Origin of the sequence: Agrobacterium tumefaciens (genome assembly GCF_013318015.2) — a bacterium.
GTDB lineage: Bacteria > Pseudomonadota > Alphaproteobacteria > Rhizobiales > Rhizobiaceae > Agrobacterium > Agrobacterium tumefaciens.
The window spans coordinates 1,340,768-1,361,886 of record NZ_CP115841.1; the positions used below are offsets into that span (position 1 = coordinate 1,340,768).

Below are 21,119 nucleotides of genomic sequence, written 5' to 3' on the forward strand. Positions count from 1 at the left end.
CGTGGCGAAGCGTCAGGTCTCTTCCAGCTCCGTGCTTTTGGATTCCGCAGCACGTTTCCTCTCCACGAGTCGAGCCATGTAGATGGAAATCTCGTAGAGAATGATCGCAGGCAGCGCAAGACCGATCTGGGACATGGGGTCTGGCGGCGTCAGCACGGCCGCAACCACGAAGGCCATGACAATGGCGAACTTGCGCTTTTCCCGCAGCCAGTCGCTGGTCAGAATCCCGACCCGCGCCAGAAGCGTGGTGACGACAGGCAGCTGGAATACCAGGCCGAAGGACAAAACCAGCGTCATGATGAGGCTGAGATATTCCGACACCTTCGGCATCAGGGAAATCGCCACCTCGCCATCTACTGGCAATTGCTGCATGGCGAGGAAGAACCACATGACCATGGGCGTGAAGAAGAAATAGACGAGCGCCGCGCCGATGAGGAAAAGGATCGGCGACGCGATCAGGAACGGCAGGAAGGCCGCGCGCTCGTTCTTGTAGAGGCCCGGCGCCACGAATTTATAGAGCTGCGAGGCAATCACCGGAAAGGAGATCACCATGGCACCGAACATGGCAACCTTGATCTGCGTAAAGAAGAATTCCTGCGGCGCCGTATAGATCAGCGATGATTTCGCCACATCCAGCCCCGCCCAGATGACCGCCCACTTATAGGGAATGACGAGCAGGTTGAAGAGATGCTTGGCAACGGCGAAACAGGCGATGAAGGCGACGAAGAACGCGCCGAGCGACCAGATCAGCCGCGTGCGCAACTCCATGAGATGTTCGATAAGCGGCTGCGGCTTGTCCTCGATGTCCCCGCTCATGCTTCATCCTTTTTGGGCTTTGCAGCCTTGGTTCTTGCCGGTTTGGCCGGCTTGGCATCCGCAACGGCAACCGCCTTCTCCGCTGCCGCTTTCCTGACAGCAACCTTTTTGGCGACAGCCTTCACGGTCGGCTTCAAGACAGCAGCTTCTTCAACAGGCGCTGCGGCAGGCTTGCTGCGGGTGGTGCGCTTCGGCTTGGCGGCAACCGCTTCGGCTTCAACGGTCGCAACAGATTTCGCACGCGCACGCTTCGGCTTTTCTTCCGCAGCAGCAACCGCAGTAACCGGCGAAGACGCAGAAGGCGTGGGAACCACCGCAGGCGCCACATCCGGAAGCTTCATCTCGGGCTCCGGCACACTGACAAGAGGAGCCACCGGCTCACTTGTTGCAGGTGCTGCTGTCGACGACATCGCATCGGGAGCGGCTGTCGCCTTCTGGAGATCGGACTTGATTTCCTTGCCGAGCTGGCGAAGCGGGTTCATAGCATCGCGCAGCGAGTTGGTCGGGTTGAGATTGCGCACATCGGAGATCGTCTGCCGCACATCGTCCATGTCTGCCTCTTTCAAGGCCTCGTCGAACTGCGTGCGGAAATCCCCCGCCATCTTGCGAAGGCCGGCCATCGTCTTACCGAAGGCGCGGATCATGGGCGGCAAGTCCTTGGGGCCGACGACCACGATCAAAACGACCGCGATCACCAGAAGCTCGCTCCAACCGATATCAAACATCAAAACGCTCCCGAGACCCTAGCGCCAGTCTCAAAACAAGCAGGTTCAAGCCGCTTACTTGATCTCGTCAGCCTTGTGGTCAACAGTCTTCGCGTTGACATCGGCCGGCGGCGGAGTCTGATCTTCGTCAGCCATGCCCTTCTTGAAGCTCTTGATGCCCTTGGCGACATCGCCCATCAGTTCCGGGATCTTTCCGCGTCCGAAGAGAACGAGAACGATCACCAGCACGATCAGCCAATGCCACACACTAAAAGAACCCATAACTGAAACTCCTGAATTTCGCTTTCAGACGATGTAAGACGTTTGAAAGGCTTTTTCAAACAACAAATCGTTGCTTCAACAGGCTGTGGGCATAAAGTTTTCGTGCCTTGTCATCCGCATGAAGACGATATCAATCGTCGCCATCGCCGCCACCAGGTGCAAGCAGGCCCAACTCTTCCAGATCGAGCTGCGTGATCGGGTCTTCGTCTTCGCGCAATTCGTCGCTCATCATCGGCAAAGGCACGCCGAAATTGGAAGGAATACGGCCCGAAAGCAGGCCCGCACCCTTCAGTTCCTCAAGGCCCGGCAAGTCCCGCAATTCCTCAAGGCCGAAATGGTCGAGAAACTCCACCGTGGTGCCGATCGTCACCGGCCTGCCCGGCGTGCGCCTGCGGCCCCTGAAACGCACCCAACCCGCTTCCATCAGCACATCGAGGGTACCGCGTGAGGTTTGCACGCCACGGATTTCCTCGATTTCGGCGCGTGTCACCGGCTGATGATACGCCACAATCGCCAGAACCTCCAGCGCCGCACGCGATAGCTTCTTAGGTTCCTTTTCCTCAGAATGGACGACGAAGGAGAGATCGCCGGCCGTGCGGAACGCCCATTGCCCGCCCACCTGCACCAGATTGACACCCCGCTCGCCATAAGCGGCCTTCAGCCCGTGGAGTATGGCAACGACATCCATGCCGCGCGGCAGCCGCTCGGCAATGAAGGCAACTGAAACCGGTTCGGCCGAGGCAAAGACCAGCGCCTCGGCAATGCGCTCGGCTTCCTTCAGCTGACGCTCGGAAAATACCGCGGGCTCGGCCCCAACCACATCCGCCGCCCCATCTGCCACGATGGCGGCTTCGCCGGTCTCGTCGTCATGCGTCATTATCAGTCCTTTCCGCATTCGGCGCGCGGTCATCTCGCTCGCTCCTGCGCATATAGATGGGCTGGAACGCGCCCTCCTGCCGGATTTGCAGCGATCCCTCGCGCACCAGCTCCAGCGAGGCGGCGAAAGCGCTGGCGATTGCCGTCACGCGCATCGCGGGGTCAGGCACATATTGCAGCAGATATTGGTCGAGCACCGTCCACTCGCCGACATCCCCGAGCAGACTGTTCAGAAGCTCCCGGGCTTCCACCAGCGACCAGACCTGCCGCTTTTCAATCGTGACCTGGGTGATGGCCTGCCTTTGCCGCAGATTGGCATACGCACTCAGGAGATCGTATAGGTTCGCCTCGTAAGCCGAGCGGTTGATATGCGGAATATGCTCCGGCGCGCCACGGGCGAAGATATCGCGGCCAAGCTGGGCGCGGTTGACGAGGCGTTCAGCCGCCTCCCGCATCGCCTCCAGACGTTTCAGCCGGAAGGCCAGCGTCGCGGCCATTTCTTCGCCGGAGGGGCCGTCATCCTTCGCCTGCTGCGGAATGAGAAGCTTGGACTTGAGGAAGGCAAGCCAGGCCGCCATCACCAGATAGTCGGCCGCAAGCTCGATGCGCACGCGGCGGGCTGTTTCCACGAATTGCAGATATTGCTCGGCAAGCGCCAGCACCGAAATGCGCGACAGATCGACCTTCTGCGTGCGGGCAAGGTGTAGCAACAGATCGAGCGGGCCTTCGAAACCCGCGACATCGATCACCAGCCCGGCCTCGCCCGTCAGCCGCTCCGGCGTCACATCCTGCCAGAGCTTGTCCATAGGCGTTGAAGTGCGAGACTTGTCTGCTGCCATTGTTCCATCCGCCGGGCGTCCGGCCTGTCGTCCCGAGTACCGGGCCGCCGCCCGATTGTCAGGAAACGGCCCACATGGCGTTGAATTCGGCTCTCAGTTCAGCTTCGTCGGAGGCATCAGCGGCGGGAAAACCCGCTTCCACGGCCCGCACCCGCTCCAGCGAACGGCCGGAAAGAACGGGAACCTCCTTAACGACCTCAAGCATTTCACCCATCACGCCGTTGCAATGCAAGACTATATCGCAGCCACCCGCAACAATATTCGCGGCACGCTGGCCAAGCGTGCCCTTCAGCGCATTCATGGAACTGTCGTCGGACATCAACAGACCGTCAAAGCCGATTCGCCCACGAATGATCTCCTCGATCACCTTTGGCGAGGTCGTTGCCGGACGCTCCCGATCGACGGCATTGAACACCAGATGCGCGCTCATCGCCATCAATTCACGGTTCAGCGCGCGGAATGGCACAAAATCATGGGCGTCCAGCTCGTCCAGCGGCACATCGACAACAGGCAATTCATGGTGCGAATCCACCATGCCGCGACCGTGGCCCGGCATGTGTTTCATGACAGGCAACATGCCGCCCGCCTTGAGACCGTCAGCCGCCGCCTGCCCCATCTCCGCCACCATGGTCGGGCTGTAGCCATAGGCCCGGTTGCCAATGACGTTACTGGCGCCTTCCACCGGCACGTCGAGCACCGGCAGGCAATCGATATTGATGCCGAATTTCATGAGATCGAAGGCATGCAGACGCGACATCAACCACGCCGCGCGCAGGCCTTCCTCGCGGTCACGCTCGTATATCTCGCCAAGAATGCGGGCATTCGGATAGGCTTGCAAAAGCGGCGGCTTGATGCGCTGAACGCGCCCGCCTTCCTGATCGATCAGAACCGGCGCATCCGGCCGCGCGACGGCATCGCGCATTGAGGCGACGAGATCGGTAATCTGTTGCGCATCACCGATATTGCGCCCGAACAGGATGAAACCCCAGGGCCGCTCATTGCGGTAAAGGGCAATCTCGTCAGCGGAAAGCGTAAGCCCGCCGCATCCGAGGATCATAGCTTTGCAATCGGTCATGATGTCACGCTCACAGAATGGGGAAATGGCCTTATACCGCAAGGCGTCGGGGATAAGTCGACAACCCCTCCGCCGTCATGCTCGGGCCTTTCCCGAGCATCTGCAACCGACCGGTTGGCGAAACGTTGGCAGATCCTCGGCACGAGGCCAAGGATGACGTCGAATGTGAGGAAAGCCTTTCCCCACTACGAGGGCTGCCTTAAACGGCAGCCCCAATCTTCACTCAACCGGATCAGCCTCTATCAGCGCGCCACCAGGCAGCTGCCGCCAGCTGCGCGGAACTTTTCGCACAGCGCCACGGCTTCGTTCTTGTCCCCCGCCGGGATGCGGACGCGGTAGAACGTGCCCTTGCCGGCGATCTCAGCGGCCTTGATGTCGACGCCCCGACCAGAAATGACCGAACCGAACTTGGCCGACATGTTCTGGTAGGACTTCTGGGCCTCCGCCTGGCTCGGCAGGGACGCGATCTGGATGTAATAACCACCCGAAGACGGTGCGCTCGTTGCTGCGGGCATGGCGGCGGCTGTCTGCTGCTGTGCAGCCTGCGGCTGGGCCGGAGCAGTTGCAGCAGGACGGACGTTGCCCTGATTGGTCACCGTTGCCACCACATTGGAAGGCTGTGCAGACGGACGCGCCGAAGGAACGGGCGCAGCCGACTGCGAGGCCGGTGTGGAGGAAGCGGCTGGCGTATTGGCCTGCGGGTGTTCAGGCGCAACCGGAACACGCGAAGCGGCGATGACGGCGGGAGCGCCCTCACCCGGCTTGGCTGCCTGCGGTGCAGCAAGCTCCGCGACCTTGTCGGCCTTCGGTGGCTGGGCAGCAGGCGCATCGACTTCCTGTGCAACCAGCGTACCATCAGGCTTGACGATCATGGTGCGGACCTTGCGCGGCGAAACGCCCGTCGCACCGGCACCTTCGTTCTGGCTGGCCTTTTCTTCCGGCGAAAGCAGGCGCGGATCTTCAGTCTCGCCAACCGGCGTGCCGGTGGCTTCCATGTCCGCGTCGTTTTCACCTTCCAGCGGCAGCTGTTCTGGTATCAGCGTACGCTGGACCACATCGACAGGCTTTTCGTTGCTGGAGATCAGCGCCGGTTGCTTCGGATCGGCAGCGCTACCACCGGCCACGCGGTCGTAAACCGCCTTGTCCTGATTGGGCACGACGCGGCCACCCGGATTTTCCGGCACCACCTTCATCGGGTCGTTATCGGCGGAAATGATGACCGGCGCGCCATTGGAGCCCGCACCGGACGAACCGCCCGACATCAGCGCGTAAACACCACCACCGACAAGCACCAGACCGATTGCTGCGGCAACCGGCATGATCCAGCGGCGACCGCCGCGTTCTTCTTCTTCGCGATAGGCCGCCTGATGGTCGACATAGGTATTCTCGGCATCGCGCGGCGCATTGCCACGCGAGGCAGCAGCCTCCTGCATGGAGCGGCGGAAATCTTCTTCCAGCGCCCGCTCAAATTCATCGACCTCCTCCGGACCCTGTGCCTGAGGACGCGCCTGCGGGGCAGCAGCCCGGTTTTCCGCATGTTTGTGACGGTCAAGACCACCGGCAACCGCCGGGGCAAACAGCGTTGCGAGCTCGGTGTCGATATCGAGGTCTTCTTCGTGACGACGGGCGACAGGCTTGGGTTCGAAAACGCCGACCGGCAATTCCGGCACGTCCATCTCGGTAATATTTTCCGGATGTTCTTCCGTCTCACCGATCTGCGAGGGATCGAAAGGCAGGCTTTCCAGCGTTTGTGGTGCAACCGGCTGCGGTGCGGCTGCGACCGGACGCGGCTGAACCGGAGGGGCGGCTACCGGAATTGCAGCAACCGGGGCCGGGCGCGACTGAGGTGCTGGCTGTTCCCGCACCGGCTGCGGCGCGGCGGCAGCAACGGCTACCGGAGCGACCGGCTGCTGGCGAAGGGGCTGCGGAACAGGCGCAGGTGCGACTTCCGCTGCAGCGATTTCGGACAGGTCGAGGTCAAGATCGAGATCATCAAGCGCAAGCTCAAAATCATCGTCGTTGAAACCTGCGAAATCCCCAAAGTCCGGCTCCTGAACGGGCGGCGCTGCTACGACCGGGGCTGCTTTTACAGGGGCTGCGGCAACCGGCGCCGTGGCAACCAAAGGCGGCTCCACTCTTGCAGCCGGAACGATAGGCGCAGCCTGTGCGATGGGGGCATCCTGAACGACAGGCTCTTCGCCGCGTCCGGGAATGGAATATTTCGCAACGCCGTAGATCAGCTCGTCCATCGGCGAAAGATTTGTTTCAACCGGCTTTTCTGCAACCGAAGGCGCAAAGGTAGGTGCAGTTTCTTCCGCCTGAACGAAGACGGGCTCAGGCGCCGGAACTGGTTCGGCCTGTGGCTCGATCCGGGCTGCAGGCAGCGCTTCGGCCCTCGGCTCGATCCGCTTGGGATCACCTGCCGCAACATCGCGGCGCGCGCCGAAATTGGCAAGCGGCAGACGCAGGCTGGAAAATTCCAGCGAAGAACGGCCACCATGCGAAGGCGGACGCACGGAAATCGGTGCAGGCGCTTCGGCGACGGCGATCTCTACCTCATCCGCAAGATCGAAAGTCTGCGGCTCAGGCGCATGGCTCTGATCGGAATGCGCAATATTGCTCGAAACATCGGCCGGAAGCTCAGGCATAGCGTGCCAGGTGCTTTGAGCCGGCTCGACAGCCTGCGGCTCTTCCCATGCAGCCTGCTGGTAAACCACCGGCTCGGCAGGGCGCGATTGGCGCGAATGCACATCGAACACCTCGGCAACCGCACCGGCATCATCACGGAAATCCGCGCGGATGTCCTGCGTCGACGTCTCGACGTAATTGTGAATGTAGGCCTGATCGGCCTCGGGAAGTGGCTCCTGGCTCACTTCGGATGCGGGGCTTGCCTCGAACACGGGTTCGTCCGCTGGCGCAAGCTCAGGCTCGCGCCGGGCGAAAACCGATTCGACGCGCTGCATGAAGTCGCTGGGGTGGATGCCCGCACGCACATCGTTTGCCGGGTCAAGAACGACCGGATCGGCATGCGGCGCATCGTAAACCTCGAACTCTCGAAGCAACTCGTCTTCGAGATTAAATTCGGGTTCGCGGCGGGTTGCCGCAGAGCCGGCGCGTGGCGCAGCTTCGGAACCCGCATGCGAAGGACGCTCATCGAAACCGACGATACGCGCCAGTTCTGCCAGAGGATCGTTGTCAGCGAACCCTTCAGACCGGGCGTCCCGGTTATACGCGACATTTTTTTCGACCATTACGTGTTCCACCATCTACGCATTGCAGCTCTTGCCAGCGTATTGTGAGCAAATAATGGTGATATGTTATCGCATCTCGTCAGGCGCGTCCGCTCCTAAAAGCGTAAGACCAGACTTCAAAACATTCGCGACAGCATTCACCAGCCCGAGTCTGGCAATGCTCAATTCTCGGTTTTTATCGTTAATAAAACGTAATTCCTGATGGTCTTTACCTTTGTTCCAGTGTCCATGGAAGGAACTGGCGAGATCGTAGAGGTAAAAAGCAAGCCTGTGCGGCTCGTGCGCAAGGGCTGCGGATTCGATCAGGCGCGGGTACTCAGCAAGCTTTGCAACCAGCTGCAACTCGTTGATATCGCTAATCAAAGCAACGGAAGACGACATGTCGTCCTGCGAGAGCGAAAGACCCGGAAACGCTTCCTGCGCCTGACGGAAGATGGACATGCAACGGGCGTGCGCATATTGCACGTAAAAGACCGGATTATCCTTCGATTGTTCGGTCACTTTCGCAAAATCGAAGTCCAGCGGCTCGGAATTCTTCCGATAGAGCATCATGAATCGCACGGGATCGCGACCTACTTCGTCCACCACATCGCGCAGCGTGACGAAATCGCCTGAGCGTTTCGACATCTTCACCGGCTCGCCATCGCGATACAGCTTCACGAGCTGGCACAGAAGAACCGTCAGCTTCGACTTGCCTTCCGAGACGGCGCGCGCAACCGCTTCAAGCCGCTTCACATAGCCGCCGTGGTCGGCGCCGAGCACATAGATCATCTCGGAAAAACCGCGATCGAACTTGTTCTTGAAATAGGCGACGTCGGCGGCAAAATAGGTGTAGGAACCGTCCGACTTCATCAGCGCGCGGTCCATGTCGTCACCCACCTCGGTGGACCGGAACAGCGTCTGCTCGCGGTCTTCCCAGTCTTCCGGCAACTCGCCCTTCGGCGGCGGCAAGGTGCCCTTGTAGACGTGGCCCTTGAAGGTGAGATCGTTGATGGCCGAGAGAATGGGTCCGCCATTGCCCTCATGCAGCGTGCGCTCCGAGAAGAACACGTCGTGCTTGACGTTCAGCGTCTCCAGATCCTCACGGATCATCACCATCATTGCGGCGATCGCCTTGTCCTTGACGATAGGCAGCCACTTTTCCTCGGGCATGGCGCGCAGCTTGATGCCATATTCATCCGCCAGCGCCTGGCCGACTGGAACGAGATAGTCACCGGGGTAGAAGCCCGACGGAATGGCGCCGATATCTTCGCCAAGCGCCTCGCGGTAACGCAGGAAGACCGAACGCGCGAGCACGTCGATCTGCGAGCCGGCGTCGTTGATGTAATATTCCTTGGTCACGCCATAACCGGCGAAGGCGAGCAGGTTCGCCAGCGTGTCACCCACGACAGCACCACGGCAATGGCCGACATGCATAGGACCGGTGGGGTTGGCGGAGACATATTCGACGTTGATCTTCTGGCCCGCGCCGATCTTCGAGCGGCCGAAATCGATGCCCTGCCCGATCATGTCGGCAAGAAGACGCTGCCAGTAACCGACAGAGACCTTGAGATTGATGAAGCCGGGACCGGCGACGTTGACGCTATCGACATCGCCATCGGCCTGAAGTGCTGGCACGATGAGTTCGGCCAGCGCCCGCGGATTGGTGCCGAGCGGCTTCGCCAAAACCATAGCGGCATTGGTTGCGACATCGCCATGGCTGAGATCGCGCGGGGATTCGACCGTAATTCGACTGAAATCGACCTTTTCGCGGTTCTCTTTCACGAGATCGAGAGTCTCGAGCGCGTTTTTGATCCTGGTATCGAAATCGGCAAAAATGTTCATCGTTCCAACCTGCGCGAAGGGCTTCTGTTCATGTCCGGCCATCATAACCGGGTTGGCTTCGCGATCGCCCGCTGCCCTATCGCAAATCGGGGGTGTGGTCAAACAGCCGCTGGTGGGCGCGCAGTGCATAACTGTCGGTCATACCGGCCAGATAATCCCCCACATGGCGGGCTTTTGCGGCCTTGCTCATACCGGAAATGCTGTCCACCCAGTAGTGACTCTGCATCTCTGCCGGCACTTCCATATAACGGTGGAAAAGGTCGGTAACGATCTGCGTAGCGCCGGCGCGGATGCGCATGATTTCCGGATGCCGGTAGATATGGGCAAACAGCAGTTTCTTGATCTGCCTGTCGGTTTCAGCCATTTCCGGCGAGAAAGTCGCGACGGTAAAATCAGCGGCGCGGATATCGGCCGCACTCTTCGGTTTCAGCCGGGAAAGATTCTGCTGCGCGACCCCGATTACATCCTCGACCATATGGGTGATCTGGCGGCGCATGATTTCATTGGCGAAGCGTTCCTTGTCGAGCACGGGATATTTCGCACGTACCTCAGCCATCAGCTTGCTGAGGAAAGGCACCTCTTCCAGCATCTCGAAGCTCAGATAACCGGCACGCAGGCCGTCATCGATATCATGGGTATTATAGGCGATGTCGTCGGCAATAGCCGCCATCTGTGCCTCAAGGCTGGCATAGCTGCCGATTTCCAGATCCTGCAGCTCGCAATATTCGAGGATGGGCAGCGGAACCGGGCCCTTCACGCCCTCGCCCTCGGCATTGACCAGCGGGCCATTGTGCTTCACCAGCCCCTCCAGCGTCTCCCATGTCAGGTTGATGCCGTCATATTCGGCGTAGCGGCGCTCCAGCTTGGTGACGATGCGCAGCGACTGCGCGTTGTGATCGAAGCCGCCATAGGGCAACAACACCGCATCCAGCGCATCCTCACCAGTATGGCCGAACGGCGTGTGGCCGAAATCATGCACCAGAGCCACGCCCTCGGCCAGATCCTCGTCCAGCTTCAGAGCACGTGCGAGTGCGCGGGCAATCTGCGCAACCTCAATCGTGTGGGTGAGCCGGGTGCGGTAATGGTCGCCGTCAGGGCTGATGAAAACCTGCGTCTTGTGTTTAAGCCGGCGAAAGGCCGTGGTGTGGACGATGCGGTCCCGGTCGCGCTGGAACTCCGAGCGCGTCAGGCTCCCCTCCTCGGCAAAAAGACGCCCGCGCGTGGTCCATGGATCAGAGGCGAAAACCGCCCTCTCGCCACTTCCGAAACCCAATGCGCGCTGGTCTATAATCATTCATCCACCTGTACTGTTCTCTGGCCGGGACTTCCTTTGACCCGAAGTCCATGGCCTTTGACCATTGACCTTTTCATCCACCCTTCATACCTATCGCAAAGGTCGGCGCAAAGCATCATCGCTGCAAAGGCCGTTGCGGACATCGCTATAGACCGTTTATTTGACTGGTTTATAATGGTGGCGACAAATCTATTGCTCTCCGGTTCTTGACCCCGGCACGAGGAACGACATGGAAAACAGCGACATTACACTTTCGGAAGCCGCAGCGAAGCGAATCGCCCAGATCGTCGCAGCGGATGCGGGCAAGCAGGCTCTGCGCGTTTCGGTGGAAGGCGGCGGCTGCTCGGGCTTCTCCTACAAGTTCGATCTGGCGGAAGACCCCGCCGATGACGACATCGTGATTGCGCGCGGAGACGCCAAGGTGCTGATCGATAGCCTGTCGGTTGTCTATATGGCCGGCTCTGAAATCGACTTCGTCGACAATCTGCTCGGCCAGTCCTTCCAGATCAAGAACCCGAACGCGGTCGCAAGCTGCGGCTGCGGCACCAGCTTTTCTATTTGATGGTGATATCAAGCGCCAAGCTTGAGATCATTCACGCCTTTCTCTCCGCCCTCGTTCCTGCGCTCGTCACAGGAATGAGGGTTTGGGGAGCTGCGGTGCATCCATAGCTGTTGATCTACCCTGCCCTGGCTTCTATCCACCACATCCTCACCCGCCGTTTCCAAAAACGGTGGCAATCGCTTTTGCATCGGGTAAAAGTAACCTCACAAAAGGGAAACTCCGATGAAGATTGCCACCTGGAACATCAACGGCGTCAAGGCGCGTATCGAAAACCTCTGCCAGTGGTTGAAGGATTCATCGCCCGACATCGTTTGCCTTCAGGAAATCAAGTCGGTTGACGAAGGCTTTCCCCGCCTTGAGCTGGAAGCGCTCGGCTATCACGTCGAGACCCATGGCCAGAAGGGTTTCAACGGCGTCGCCCTTCTGTCGAAGATGAAGCCCGACGAGATCAATCGCGGCCTGCCGGGCGACGATGCCGATGAACAGGCGCGCTTCATCGAGGGCGTGTTCTCCGTTGATGGCGGTGCGATCCGGGTCTGCTCGCTCTACCTGCCGAACGGCAATCCGCCTGACGATCCGGTCAAATATCCCTACAAGCTCGCATGGATGGAGCGGCTGCGCCGCTTTGCCGAAGATCGCCTTGCGCTTGAGGAGCCGCTTATTCTGGCGGGTGACTACAACGTCATCCCCGAACCCTTCGATTGCCACGATCCGCGGGTCTGGGCTGGCGATGCGCTGTTCCTGCCCAAGACACGCTCGGCATTCCGCAGGCTGGAAAATCTCGGCTTTACCGATGCCGCACGCGCGACGACGGATGAACCCGGACTTTATTCCTTCTGGGATTATCAGGCTGGCGCATGGCCTAAGAATAACGGCATCCGAATCGATCACCTGATGCTGTCGGCGGAAGCGGCCGACAGGCTGGAATCGGTGAGCATCGAAAAACATGTGCGGGCCTGGGAAAAACCGTCAGACCACGTACCGGTCTGCGGTTATTTCAATTTTACGCCGATCAATTGAACGGCGCTCGCCGGGCGAGTTAGAGAATTTCCGGTAAAAGTAAGCCGAAACAAAGAGTTAGAGCACGGCAAGCGAGCCCGTTTAAACAGGACGCGCTCTAAGTCGCCTCAGCCACAATAGACATAATTGTCAGTTCGGATCGTCGATCTGCATGTTCTGCGCCAGCGCGATAGCCGCGCGGCGATCGTTTTCACCCGCGAGCGAAAAAGCCTGTTCCTGAAGGGTCTGGATCCAGGTGCAATCCACCGCCGTGCACTTGTCGAGCGCGGCCGTCATGAAGGCGAGCCCCTGCGTCGTCTGGCCTTCCTGGAAAAGCAGATTACCGAAAATCGACATGGCGCCGGCATGGCCGTGCTTGCGTGCCTGATTGAGCCACTTCTTGGCCTGCTGCACATCCGCCCGGCCGCCCTCACCCGCAAGGATCATTTCCGCCAGACGGAACTGGGCCTCAGCCACGCCAAAGGTGGAAGCCACCTGAAAATAGAGCTGGCGGGCCTGCGACAGGTCCATCTTTACCGGAGTGCCGGGAATGCCGTGGCGGTAATAATCGGCAAGAGAAAGCAGCGCGTTGACGAAGAAGCCGGTATCCTCGGAGCCCGGCTCGACGCCCTGGCTGGCAATTTCGCTGTAAATCTTGAAGGCTTCGAAGTCGTTCTTGGCAACGCCATCGCCGAAGGCATACATATTGGCAAGCGCCCAGCGCGAGCCGGTATGGCCCTTTTCGGCCGCATAGCGATAGGCCTCGACGGCTTCGTCCTTGTTACCGTTCTTGTAGGCCTTGAAGCCGAACTTGAACAGGTCGAAGGGCCCGGATTCCTTGGTAACGCCTGCGTTGATGTCAAAAGCCAGCACCGGCATTGCGAGCGACGCAAGCAAAAGGCTCATGATGAGCGGCTTTAGAACATGTGCTTCACATTTCAGCATTTAGGCGAACTTCTCTCACTCTTCCCGGCATATAGCCAATACTTGCGGAATACTGCAAAGCTGAACCCCGCCGGGTCGCGATTTTTCGAACACACTGCGTCTTTCCGGCAGCACTTTCCAGCGCACTGCCGGTGGTCATATGCGGCAATTGCTCCAAATTTTCAGTGAGACAGATATAGGCATAATTTCCGGCAATATAACGGCGTTTGACCGCCTGCCGGTCAGCGCCAAACAAGAAACCCGGATCAAATTCCCGTATTACTTGCTTAAACCCTGAATCCAAACCCGTTTTCACTCTTCGCAACTCCGCAGGCCCACATCAAACGCCTGCATGTTCTTCCATCCCCGCGTCCATAAACAGAAGCCAAGCACCTTGTTTGTGGCGGGAAATGGACAGATATGCCCACATTCCAACGCGGCACCACGCTTGCAGAAAAGTGTTGCCAAATCGTCACAAAACTTTCGGGCTAGAAATTTTTATCGAGCAGGAATCATAGTCGGGAATGAAAAAAGGTCCGGTTGGTAAACCGGACCTTTCTTTTCGTTCAGGTGTGGCGAATGGTGTCAGAATTTGACCTTGACGCCCGTAGAGATCGCAGCCACGAGATCGTTGCCGAAGTCGTAGCCCGCCTCGTTGCCGCAGGTGAAGCCCGCACCGCAAGGTCCACCGTTGATGGATGAGCTACCGGAGGTCAGGAGGCCGAGAGCACCGGCAACCTTGAACTCGATATTCTTGTTCGGCGAGTAGACGATCTGCGTGCCCAGCGTCCAGGTGTCGGTCTGGGTGCCGATAACAGTCGATGTACCGCGATCCCAGGTCAGGCTCACAGCACCGCTCCACTGCTCGTTGAACTTATGACCAACGCCGCCGGAGATCGTCCAGCCATCACGATAAAACAGGTCTAGCGTGTTCAGCGTGTCAGCGCCGCTCGGAACGCAGGGAGACGTCCCTACCGCGCAGAAAGGAATGACCTGAATCTGGCTCCAGTCAGTCCACTTCACCGAACCGAAAGCGAGCCAGTCCGGCGCTATGCCGGATTGCACCTTCAGTTCGATGCTGTCTGGCATCGAAACGGAGCCATAGATCGGCACCAGCTTGCCGCCGTATTTCGCCAGCGTCGGAGAGATGGACGGCGGCGTCTGCGGAACTCCTCTGACGTCGGCGAAACCGGTCAGGTCATGATCGACGGCGCTGTTATAAACAAGGCTCGCCCGGAAGGCGACCTCGGGGATTTCGTAGGCAACGCCGGCGCGCCAACCCCAACCGTCACCTTCCATCTCAAGTTTGCCGACGCCGCTGAAGCTGGACCAGGCCGGATTGAGGCCAAGAACAGCTGGGCCAAGAACCTGACGGTATTTATAACCGCTGATCTCCTGGTAAAAGCCGCCGCCAATAATCGAGAAGTCGCCCTTGCCAAGATCAAACTTCACACGGCAGGTGGTGGCGTAATTGTGCGACTTTACCTTGGTTTCGATATTGTAGCTCGATCCCTGCCAGATGCCGGGATTGAGGTGCGCGCCCCAAGGCTGCGAATAATCGAACATGCAGTCGCCGAAATCGCCGATTGCCGCCTTGGCGCCGATGCGGGTCGACCAGAAGTTTTCAGAGTCATCTGCGCTCCTTGACCAAGTCGCAGGCAGCGGACCGCTCTTCAGCGGATTGTCACGCGCATTCTCAACCTTGCGCTGTGGCGCAACGAATGTAGCGGAACTGTCGAGAACATAGTCGGACGGGTCGAACAGCAGGTCGATATTGTAGCCACCGCGCTCGAGGCCGCCCGCCAGTGAAGGCGTGACCGCCGCGATGCTGGCTACGAAACATACTGCGCCGCGAAAAAATGCAGTTTTTGCCATCTCTCTCCCCAATCAAGGCAATGTGATCATTGAGAGAGTGAAATGCTTTGCGGCAAATGACAATCTGCCGTGGCGCGGCGCGGTTGCCACCGGATGGCCATTTTTTTACGTAAGTTTTTGATGTTTGGCATCTTACATAATCATTTTAGGCTATTATTCTAATCCAATTAGAAAAAACGACACAAAACGAAACAAACTCCCAATCCGCACCGGAATTGTCGCCAAATAACCACAGTTGGACGTTTCCGAAGAAAATCGCTTATCAGGCCGTTTTTATTGATCTTTTTCGTCTTCCCGCGCGGTTTTGTGCGCCTCGCGGCAAAAATAATCGCGCTGTAACGCAGTGCATGATTCGCCATTGCAACGCAGCAATGAATTGAGCCAGCCCTGACAGAACGCAAAACGCCCCGTTTTCACGGGGCGTTTTGATTTTACACGCAACTGGAACCTTATCCTGCTTCGCTGACCCGCTGCAGGGCGGTTCGAAGACTTGTCAGCTGAACTTCCAGTTCCGCCTTACGCTCGCGCTCGGCGGCCACAACCTCCGGATCGGCATTGGCCACGAATTTTTCGTTCGACAGCTTCTTGTCGATGCGTTCCATCTCCGCGTCCACCTTGCCGATCGCCTTTTCGAGACGGGCCTTTTCGGCCGCGAGATCGACGAGGTTGCCGAGCGGCAGGCAGACGGTGGCCTCACCGATGATGATCTGCGCGGAACCTTTTGGCGCCACGTCGGCACCACGGATTTCATCGGCACGCGCCAGGCGCCGGATGGCGGCGGCATGGCGGTCCAGCCGCGCTTCTGTCGAGGTATTGGCACCCACCACCACCAGCGATGCGGTGGCGCCAGGCGGCACGTTCATCTCGGCACGCGTCGAGCGGATGCCCGAAACCAGATCGATCAGCCAGTTGATTTCCGCAGCCGCGGCATCGTCGCGGAATTCCGGAGTCGGCCAGTCGGTAAGGCAGAGAAGATCAGCCCGCTCCTCGCCCTCGCCCGCCGTATGCGCCCACAGCTCTTCCGTCATGAAAGGCATGAAGGGATGCAGGAGCTTGTAGATCTCATCCAGAACATAGGCCGCGCAGGCCTGCGATTCCGCCTTTGCCGCCTCATCCTCGCCACCGAACACGGGCTTGAGCAGTTCCAGGTACCAGTCGCAGAACTGGTTCCAGACGAAACGGTAGAGGATGCCGGATGCATCGTTGAACCGGAAGTTCTCAAGAGCCGCCGTCACATCGCGCGCGGTGTTGGCAAGCTCGGTCAGGATCCACCGGTTGATCGTCAGCGATGCGGTTTCGGCCAGGAAATGCGGATCGCGCTTTACGCCGTTCATTTCGGCAAAACGCGTGGCGTTCCATAGCTTCGTGCCGAAGTTGCGATAACCGGCGATACGTGCCGGATCGAGTTTCACGTCACGACCCTGCGCCGCCATGATGGCGAGCGTGAAGCGCAGCGCATCCGCACCGTATTCGTCGATCAGTTCCAGGGGATCGATGACGTTGCCCTTGGACTTGGACATCTTCTGGCCGTTCTTGTCGCGAACCAGCGCGTGGATGTAGACGGTGCTGAACGGCTCGACCGGATTGCCGGCATCGTCCTTCATGAAATGCAGACCCATCTGCATCATGCGGACGACCCAGAACGGGATGATGTCGAAACCGGTGACAAGCACGTTGGTCGGATAATAGCGCGCCAGTTCCGGTGTCTTTTCCGGCCAGCCGAGCGTCGAGAACGGCCACAGCGCCGATGAGAACCAAGTATCGAGAACGTCTTCGTCACGGGTCAGAATTTCACCCGGCTTGAAGTTTTCAAGCTTCTCCTCGACCCAGGCCTTCCACGGACCTTCATGGGCAATATAATGCTGGATAGCGGCCTGAAGCGCCTCTTCCTCGGTCTTTTCAACGAAGACCTGCCCGTCAGGGCCGTACCATGCCGGAATCTGGTGTCCCCACCACAATTGCCGCGAGATACACCAGGGCTGGATGTTCTCCATCCACTGAAAATAAGTGTTTTCCCAGTTCTTAGGCACGAAATTGGTGCGGCCTTCGCGAACCGAGGCAATGGCCGGCTGAGCCAGCGTCTTGTTGTCCACCCACCACTGGTCGGTGAGGCGCGGCTCGATCGGCACGCCGCCACGGTCGCCATGCGGCACGACGTGCTTGTGCGGCTCGATCTTGTCGAGCAGGCCGGCTTCCTCGAAGATTTCGACGATGACCTTGCGGGCGAAGAAACGATCCTGTCCTTCGAGGCGATCCCATGCGCCGTGCAGCGCCGCCGGATGATTGAGGCCCTCGAGGAAATCCTCGTTCTCCTTGATGGAGATCGTGCCATCGATATTCATGACGTTGATGGCGCGCAGACCGCAACGCTTGCCGACCTCGAAATCGTTGAAGTCGTGCGCAGGCGTGATCTTCACGGCGCCAGTTCCGGCCGTCGGATCGGCATAGTCATCGGCAACGATCGGGATCTTGCGGCCAACGATCGGCAGGATGACATGCTTGCCAATGATGCCCTTGTAGCGCTCGTCTTCCGGGTTCACCGCAACACCGGTATCGCCGAGCATGGTTTCTGGCCGCGTGGTAGCAACAACGATGTAATCGCGCGTTTCGAACTCGGTGGGCTTGCCTTCCTCGTCAAATGCGATCGGGTGCTGATAGGTCACACCCTTTTCCAGCGGATAACGGAAGTGCCAAAGGTTGCCCTTCACTTCCAGCTGTTCGACTTCCATGTCGGAAATCGCGGTCTGCAGCTTCGGGTCCCAGTTGACGAGGCGCTTGTCCTTGTAGATCAGGTTCTGCTTGTAAAGGGTGACGAACACCTCGAGAACGGCCTCGGACAGACCCTCATCCATGGTGAAGCGCTCACGCGACCAGTCGCAGGACGCACCGAGGCGCTTCAGCTGGTTGAAGATCAAACCGCCGGATTCGGCTTTCCATTCCCAGACCTTCTCTACGAAGGCCTCACGGCCCATTTCGCGGCGGCCCGGAAGCTGCTGTTCCATCAGCTTGCGCTCGACGACCATCTGCGTGGCGATGCCCGCATGGTCCATGCCCGGCTGCCACAACACGTCCTTGCCGCGCATGCGCTCGAAGCGGACCAATATGTCCTGAAGCGTGTTGTTGAGCGCATGGCCCATATGCAGGGAGCCGGTGACATTCGGCGGCGGGATGACGATGGTGAAGGTTTCCGCGCCCGGTTTGGCGTTGGCGCCGGCACGAAAAGCGTTCGCCTCGTCCCAGGCTTTGGCGATTTTCGGTTCGACGGATGCGGAATCGTAGGTCTTTTCGAGCATTTCCTGACCTGAATTTTAGAGTTCTTGTGTGGATTTTTTAAATAAGGATGGATGGTCGAGAGTCAACAGAAACCGACCCGTCAGCGACTATGACCCCATAGCGCCTTCATCTTCAACAAAAAAGCCGCCCCGGTGCCGGAGCGGCCTCTGTTTCATTATCTCGCGCATGTTACAAGATGCGGACGAACAGAGCCTAGCGGCGCGAGCCGCGCGCCACACGTTCGATTTCCTCACGCACGAGACGCTCCACCAGCGTCGGCAGATTGTCTTCCAGCCAGTCCTGCAGCATCGGACGCAGCATTTCGGCGGCCATATCCTCGATCGAGCGTCGTTCGACGCCATCGAAAATTTCCGCAAGTTCGCTGAAGGAACGGGCGATCTGCGCACCGGCAGCCTCGGAAATGAGGTTGAGCGACAAACCGCCCTCTTCCTTGGGTTCGGCCAGATCGAATGAAGGCATCTCGACAGCAGGTTCCTGCACCGAAATCTCAAAATGATCCTGGGCTACAGGCGTTTCGATGGCGCCACGCAGCGTCAGCTGGTCGAAGCGGTTCTCGAAAGCTGCGCTCTCGACAGCAGCAGCAGCAGCACGATCCTCGGCGGCAAAAGCTGCCGGCTGTTCACTGGTGCTCGCGGCAGCGGCCGCCAGCAGCGGCCGCACATCCGTCGGGCGCTGCGGCGCAGGGCGTTCAACCTGTTGCGCAGCCGAAGGCTGCGGTACGCTGGAGGAATGAGCGGCCGGGGCTGCCTGCGCGGGCTCACGCTGCGCCTGGGCGGCAAATGCCTGCGGCCCCATGGCAGCGTTGCGGTCGGCGGCAGCGCGAACGCGGGCGGCAACATCGGCAAGCGACATGCTTTTCTCGGCCGAGATTTCCTGCTGTTCTGGCGTCTGCTTTTCGGCGGCCGTGGAAAAATCCTGCACCGGCCTTGCGCCAAATGCCTGGTTTGCGGCGGGGGGAACGCGCGCCGGCGGGCTGATGGCCTCCGTCACGAAGGACGCTTCGCCTGCGCCATCGTCTTCGTCGTCATAGACAGGCGGCAACTGCCCGGAAAACGCACCGGTAGGCCCGGTCTCGTTGCTTTCGATGATCCGGCGTATGGACGCCAAGATCTCTTCCATGGACGGTTCACGCGCTACGCTTGGCTGAGCCATATCAATCCCCGGTTTCCACTCTCTAGACCGCCTTGCGTCCATACGGACGCCCAAAGGACGCTCCAACATTTTAAATCTGCACACCGTTCCTGTCGAAAATCGCTTCCGGTTTTCGGGCCGATGGCCTGAAAAGGGGTAGAAATACGCACACCCCGAATCACACTTAGTCTAGGGCAGCATAGTCAGGAACTAAATCACTGATTCGACAAGTTTCGCCGTGATGCACAGCTTTGTGAGAATGGTTTTTTTGGGCAATTGGGTGGGCGAAGCGGGTCTGCCGGTGCGGCACCCGCAAAAATAAACGCCGGGACGGAAAGTCCACCCCGGCGTCCAAAACAATGATCGCTTTTAAAGATCAGAAAACGAATTCGGCCGCCTTGGCAAAACCGGGCAGAGGCTTGATCGACGCGTTGAAAGAGGTTGCAGCCGAGGTGCTGTTGCCATCGCGACGGTAAACGGTTGCCTTGGCAGCGTTACCGTATCCGACAACGACAACCAGACGTCCGCCATCGCGCAGCTGGTCGGTCAGTGCCGCCGGCACTTCCTCGACAGAGCCGTTGATGAAAATCAGGTCATAGGGTGCTTCGCCCGCATAACCCTTTTCGAGATCGCCGGTGACAACAGCAACATTGTCATATCCGAGCGAGGCCAGCGTCTCAGTCGCCTCTGCCGCCAGCGTTTCGTCGCATTCGAGCGAAACCACCGAACCGGCGAGCTGGGACAGGATGGCCGCGGTATAACCGGCGCCGCCACCGACTTCCAGCACCACGTCTTCCTTGGTCACCGCCGCAAGCTGCAAAAGCTTCGCCAGCGGCGAGGCCTTCATGACGTAACGGGCCGGGCGACCATCCCGGGCGGGACAGATCTGCAGATCCTCGTCCACATAGGCAATCTGCCGCACACCCGCCGGCACGAAAGCTTCGCGCGGCACGCTCAAAAACGCCTTCAGCACAGAATGCGACGTCACGTCGGTCGTGCGCAACTGGCTGTCGACCATATTGGCGCGTGCGGTTTCGAAATCCATCATATCGTTATCGCCTCAATTTCGCGGATGCCGGTCGGGAAGCCTCGGCCCCAAAAGCTCAAAACGGCGCGGGTCTCCCCTCGCCTTTAAACAATCTCATAATTGCCCAAGCCTGCGCTTTCAAGCGCGGTGAGCCCTAAGTGCTGGAAAAAGCGAAATGGCCGGGATTTTTTAGAACGGCAAGGGCAGCCGATGACCGCAATGTTAGCCAAAGGTTCAAAAAAACAGGTTTTATTCGGTGAAATTTTTGGAGGCCTCGCCCGGAATTGAACCGGGGTACAAGGATTTGCAGTCCTCTGCGTCACCACTCCGCCACGAGGCCTCACAC

17 protein-coding genes and 1 tRNA gene are annotated in these 21,119 nt (G+C 59.2%); 2 read left to right on the top strand and 16 right to left on the bottom strand.

What is annotated here, in order from left to right; all coding sequences use genetic code 11:
- Positions 1-12 precede the first annotated feature (12 nt).
- The 9 genes from tatC to G6L97_RS06730 all read right to left on the bottom strand — a co-directional run bounded on the left by tatC (position 13) and on the right by G6L97_RS06730 (position 10,961).
- Positions 13-816: a twin-arginine translocase subunit TatC gene (gene tatC / locus G6L97_RS06690; RefSeq protein WP_003515595.1), complete on the bottom strand. Its 804-nt coding sequence runs from the start codon at positions 814-816 to the stop codon at positions 13-15.
- Positions 813-1,541, bottom strand: coding sequence for a Sec-independent protein translocase protein TatB (gene tatB / locus G6L97_RS06695; RefSeq protein ID WP_111782467.1), 729 nt, complete (start codon positions 1,539-1,541; stop codon positions 813-815). Before tatB ends, tatC begins: the two co-directional genes overlap by 4 nt.
- Positions 1,542-1,595: 54 nt before the next feature.
- Positions 1,596-1,802 carry a twin-arginine translocase TatA/TatE family subunit gene (locus G6L97_RS06700; RefSeq protein WP_003515599.1) on the bottom strand — a complete coding sequence of 69 codons (207 nt, stop codon included), beginning with the start codon at positions 1,800-1,802 and terminating at the stop codon, positions 1,596-1,598.
- A gap of 130 nt (positions 1,803-1,932) precedes the next feature.
- The gene (gene scpB / locus G6L97_RS06705) at positions 1,933-2,679 is read right to left on the bottom strand and encodes an SMC-Scp complex subunit ScpB (RefSeq protein WP_019566157.1); all 747 of its coding nucleotides are present in this window, start codon (positions 2,677-2,679) and stop codon (positions 1,933-1,935) included.
- On the bottom strand, positions 2,669-3,517 hold the full coding sequence (locus tag G6L97_RS06710) for a segregation and condensation protein A (RefSeq protein WP_025593638.1): 849 nt from the start codon (positions 3,515-3,517) through the stop codon (positions 2,669-2,671). The genes scpB and G6L97_RS06710 overlap by 11 nt, the downstream gene beginning before the upstream one ends.
- A 58-nt stretch (positions 3,518-3,575) precedes the next feature.
- Complete coding sequence (nagZ, locus tag G6L97_RS06715) at positions 3,576-4,592, bottom strand: beta-N-acetylhexosaminidase (protein ID WP_026330914.1); 1,017 nt, start codon at positions 4,590-4,592, stop codon at positions 3,576-3,578.
- Positions 4,593-4,834: 242 nt separating this feature from the next.
- Positions 4,835-7,843 (bottom strand): SPOR domain-containing protein, encoded by a 3,009-nt coding sequence (locus G6L97_RS06720; protein WP_111782466.1) that lies wholly within the window; start codon positions 7,841-7,843, stop codon positions 4,835-4,837.
- A 66-nt stretch (positions 7,844-7,909) separates the two neighbouring features.
- A complete protein-coding gene (gene argS, locus G6L97_RS06725) occupies positions 7,910-9,667 on the bottom strand; it encodes an arginine--tRNA ligase (protein WP_111782490.1) in 1,758 nt (585 codons plus the stop codon).
- Positions 9,668-9,743: 76 nt separating this feature from the next.
- Complete coding sequence (locus G6L97_RS06730; RefSeq protein ID WP_003515612.1) at positions 9,744-10,961, bottom strand: deoxyguanosinetriphosphate triphosphohydrolase; 1,218 nt, start codon at positions 10,959-10,961, stop codon at positions 9,744-9,746.
- Positions 10,962-11,190: 229 nt separating this feature from the next.
- On the opposite strand from G6L97_RS06730, the gene erpA reads away from it, so the two are divergent.
- Together erpA and xth are read left to right on the top strand one after the other, a co-directional pair.
- On the top strand, positions 11,191-11,523 hold the full coding sequence (gene erpA / locus G6L97_RS06735; protein WP_003515615.1) for an iron-sulfur cluster insertion protein ErpA: 333 nt from the start codon (positions 11,191-11,193) through the stop codon (positions 11,521-11,523).
- Positions 11,524-11,745: 222 nt separating this feature from the next.
- On the top strand, positions 11,746-12,543 hold the full coding sequence (gene xth, locus G6L97_RS06740; protein ID WP_003515617.1) for an exodeoxyribonuclease III: 798 nt from the start codon (positions 11,746-11,748) through the stop codon (positions 12,541-12,543).
- A gap of 129 nt (positions 12,544-12,672) precedes the next feature.
- On the opposite strand, the gene exoR is transcribed toward xth, so the two are convergent.
- From exoR to G6L97_RS06775, 7 genes are all read right to left on the bottom strand, one after another.
- Entirely contained in the window at positions 12,673-13,467 is a 795-nt protein-coding gene (exoR, locus tag G6L97_RS06745; RefSeq protein WP_003515620.1) for an exopolysaccharide production regulator ExoR, read from the bottom strand.
- Positions 13,454-13,762: a hypothetical protein gene (locus G6L97_RS06750; protein ID WP_233283652.1), complete on the bottom strand. Its 309-nt coding sequence runs from the start codon at positions 13,760-13,762 to the stop codon at positions 13,454-13,456. Before G6L97_RS06750 ends, exoR begins: the two co-directional genes overlap by 14 nt.
- A 269-nt stretch (positions 13,763-14,031) precedes the next feature.
- Positions 14,032-15,321 carry an outer membrane protein transport protein gene (locus G6L97_RS06755; protein WP_003515621.1) on the bottom strand — a complete coding sequence of 430 codons (1,290 nt, stop codon included), beginning with the start codon at positions 15,319-15,321 and terminating at the stop codon, positions 14,032-14,034.
- 449 nt (positions 15,322-15,770) lie between these two features.
- Positions 15,771-18,614: a valine--tRNA ligase gene (locus G6L97_RS06760; protein WP_019566150.1), complete on the bottom strand. Its 2,844-nt coding sequence runs from the start codon at positions 18,612-18,614 to the stop codon at positions 15,771-15,773.
- A gap of 193 nt (positions 18,615-18,807) precedes the next feature.
- Complete coding sequence (gene popZ / locus G6L97_RS06765) at positions 18,808-19,767, bottom strand: cell division protein PopZ (protein ID WP_111782465.1); 960 nt, start codon at positions 19,765-19,767, stop codon at positions 18,808-18,810.
- Positions 19,768-20,122: 355 nt separating this feature from the next.
- A complete protein-coding gene (locus G6L97_RS06770; RefSeq protein ID WP_003515626.1) occupies positions 20,123-20,794 on the bottom strand; it encodes a protein-L-isoaspartate O-methyltransferase family protein in 672 nt (223 codons plus the stop codon).
- 245 nt (positions 20,795-21,039) lie between these two features.
- A tRNA-Cys gene (locus G6L97_RS06775) sits at positions 21,040-21,113 on the bottom strand.
- Positions 21,114-21,119: the final 6 nt, after the last annotated feature.

Bases quoted from the DNA above. Each gene is read 5' to 3' on its own strand.
- tatC (WP_003515595.1), bottom strand. From the start codon at position 816: ATGAGCGGGGACATCGAGGACAAGCCGCAGCCGCTTATCGAACATCTC.
- tatB (WP_111782467.1), bottom strand. From the start codon at position 1,541: ATGTTTGATATCGGTTGGAGCGAGCTTCTGGTGATCGCGGTCGTTTTG.
- G6L97_RS06700 (WP_003515599.1), bottom strand. From the start codon at position 1,802: ATGGGTTCTTTTAGTGTGTGGCATTGGCTGATCGTGCTGGTGATCGTT.
- scpB (WP_019566157.1), bottom strand. From the start codon at position 2,679: ATGACGCATGACGACGAGACCGGCGAAGCCGCCATCGTGGCAGATGGG.
- G6L97_RS06710 (WP_025593638.1), bottom strand. From the start codon at position 3,517: ATGGCAGCAGACAAGTCTCGCACTTCAACGCCTATGGACAAGCTCTGG.
- nagZ (WP_026330914.1), bottom strand. From the start codon at position 4,592: ATGACCGATTGCAAAGCTATGATCCTCGGATGCGGCGGGCTTACGCTT.
- G6L97_RS06720 (WP_111782466.1), bottom strand. From the start codon at position 7,843: ATGGTCGAAAAAAATGTCGCGTATAACCGGGACGCCCGGTCTGAAGGG.
- argS (WP_111782490.1), bottom strand. From the start codon at position 9,667: ATGAACATTTTTGCCGATTTCGATACCAGGATCAAAAACGCGCTCGAG.
- G6L97_RS06730 (WP_003515612.1), bottom strand. From the start codon at position 10,961: ATGATTATAGACCAGCGCGCATTGGGTTTCGGAAGTGGCGAGAGGGCG.
- erpA (WP_003515615.1), top strand. From the start codon at position 11,191: ATGGAAAACAGCGACATTACACTTTCGGAAGCCGCAGCGAAGCGAATC.
- xth (WP_003515617.1), top strand. From the start codon at position 11,746: ATGAAGATTGCCACCTGGAACATCAACGGCGTCAAGGCGCGTATCGAA.
- exoR (WP_003515620.1), bottom strand. From the start codon at position 13,467: ATGCTGAAATGTGAAGCACATGTTCTAAAGCCGCTCATCATGAGCCTT.
- G6L97_RS06755 (WP_003515621.1), bottom strand. From the start codon at position 15,321: ATGGCAAAAACTGCATTTTTTCGCGGCGCAGTATGTTTCGTAGCCAGC.
- G6L97_RS06760 (WP_019566150.1), bottom strand. From the start codon at position 18,614: ATGCTCGAAAAGACCTACGATTCCGCATCCGTCGAACCGAAAATCGCC.
- popZ (WP_111782465.1), bottom strand. From the start codon at position 19,767: ATGGCTCAGCCAAGCGTAGCGCGTGAACCGTCCATGGAAGAGATCTTG.
- G6L97_RS06770 (WP_003515626.1), bottom strand. From the start codon at position 20,794: ATGATGGATTTCGAAACCGCACGCGCCAATATGGTCGACAGCCAGTTG.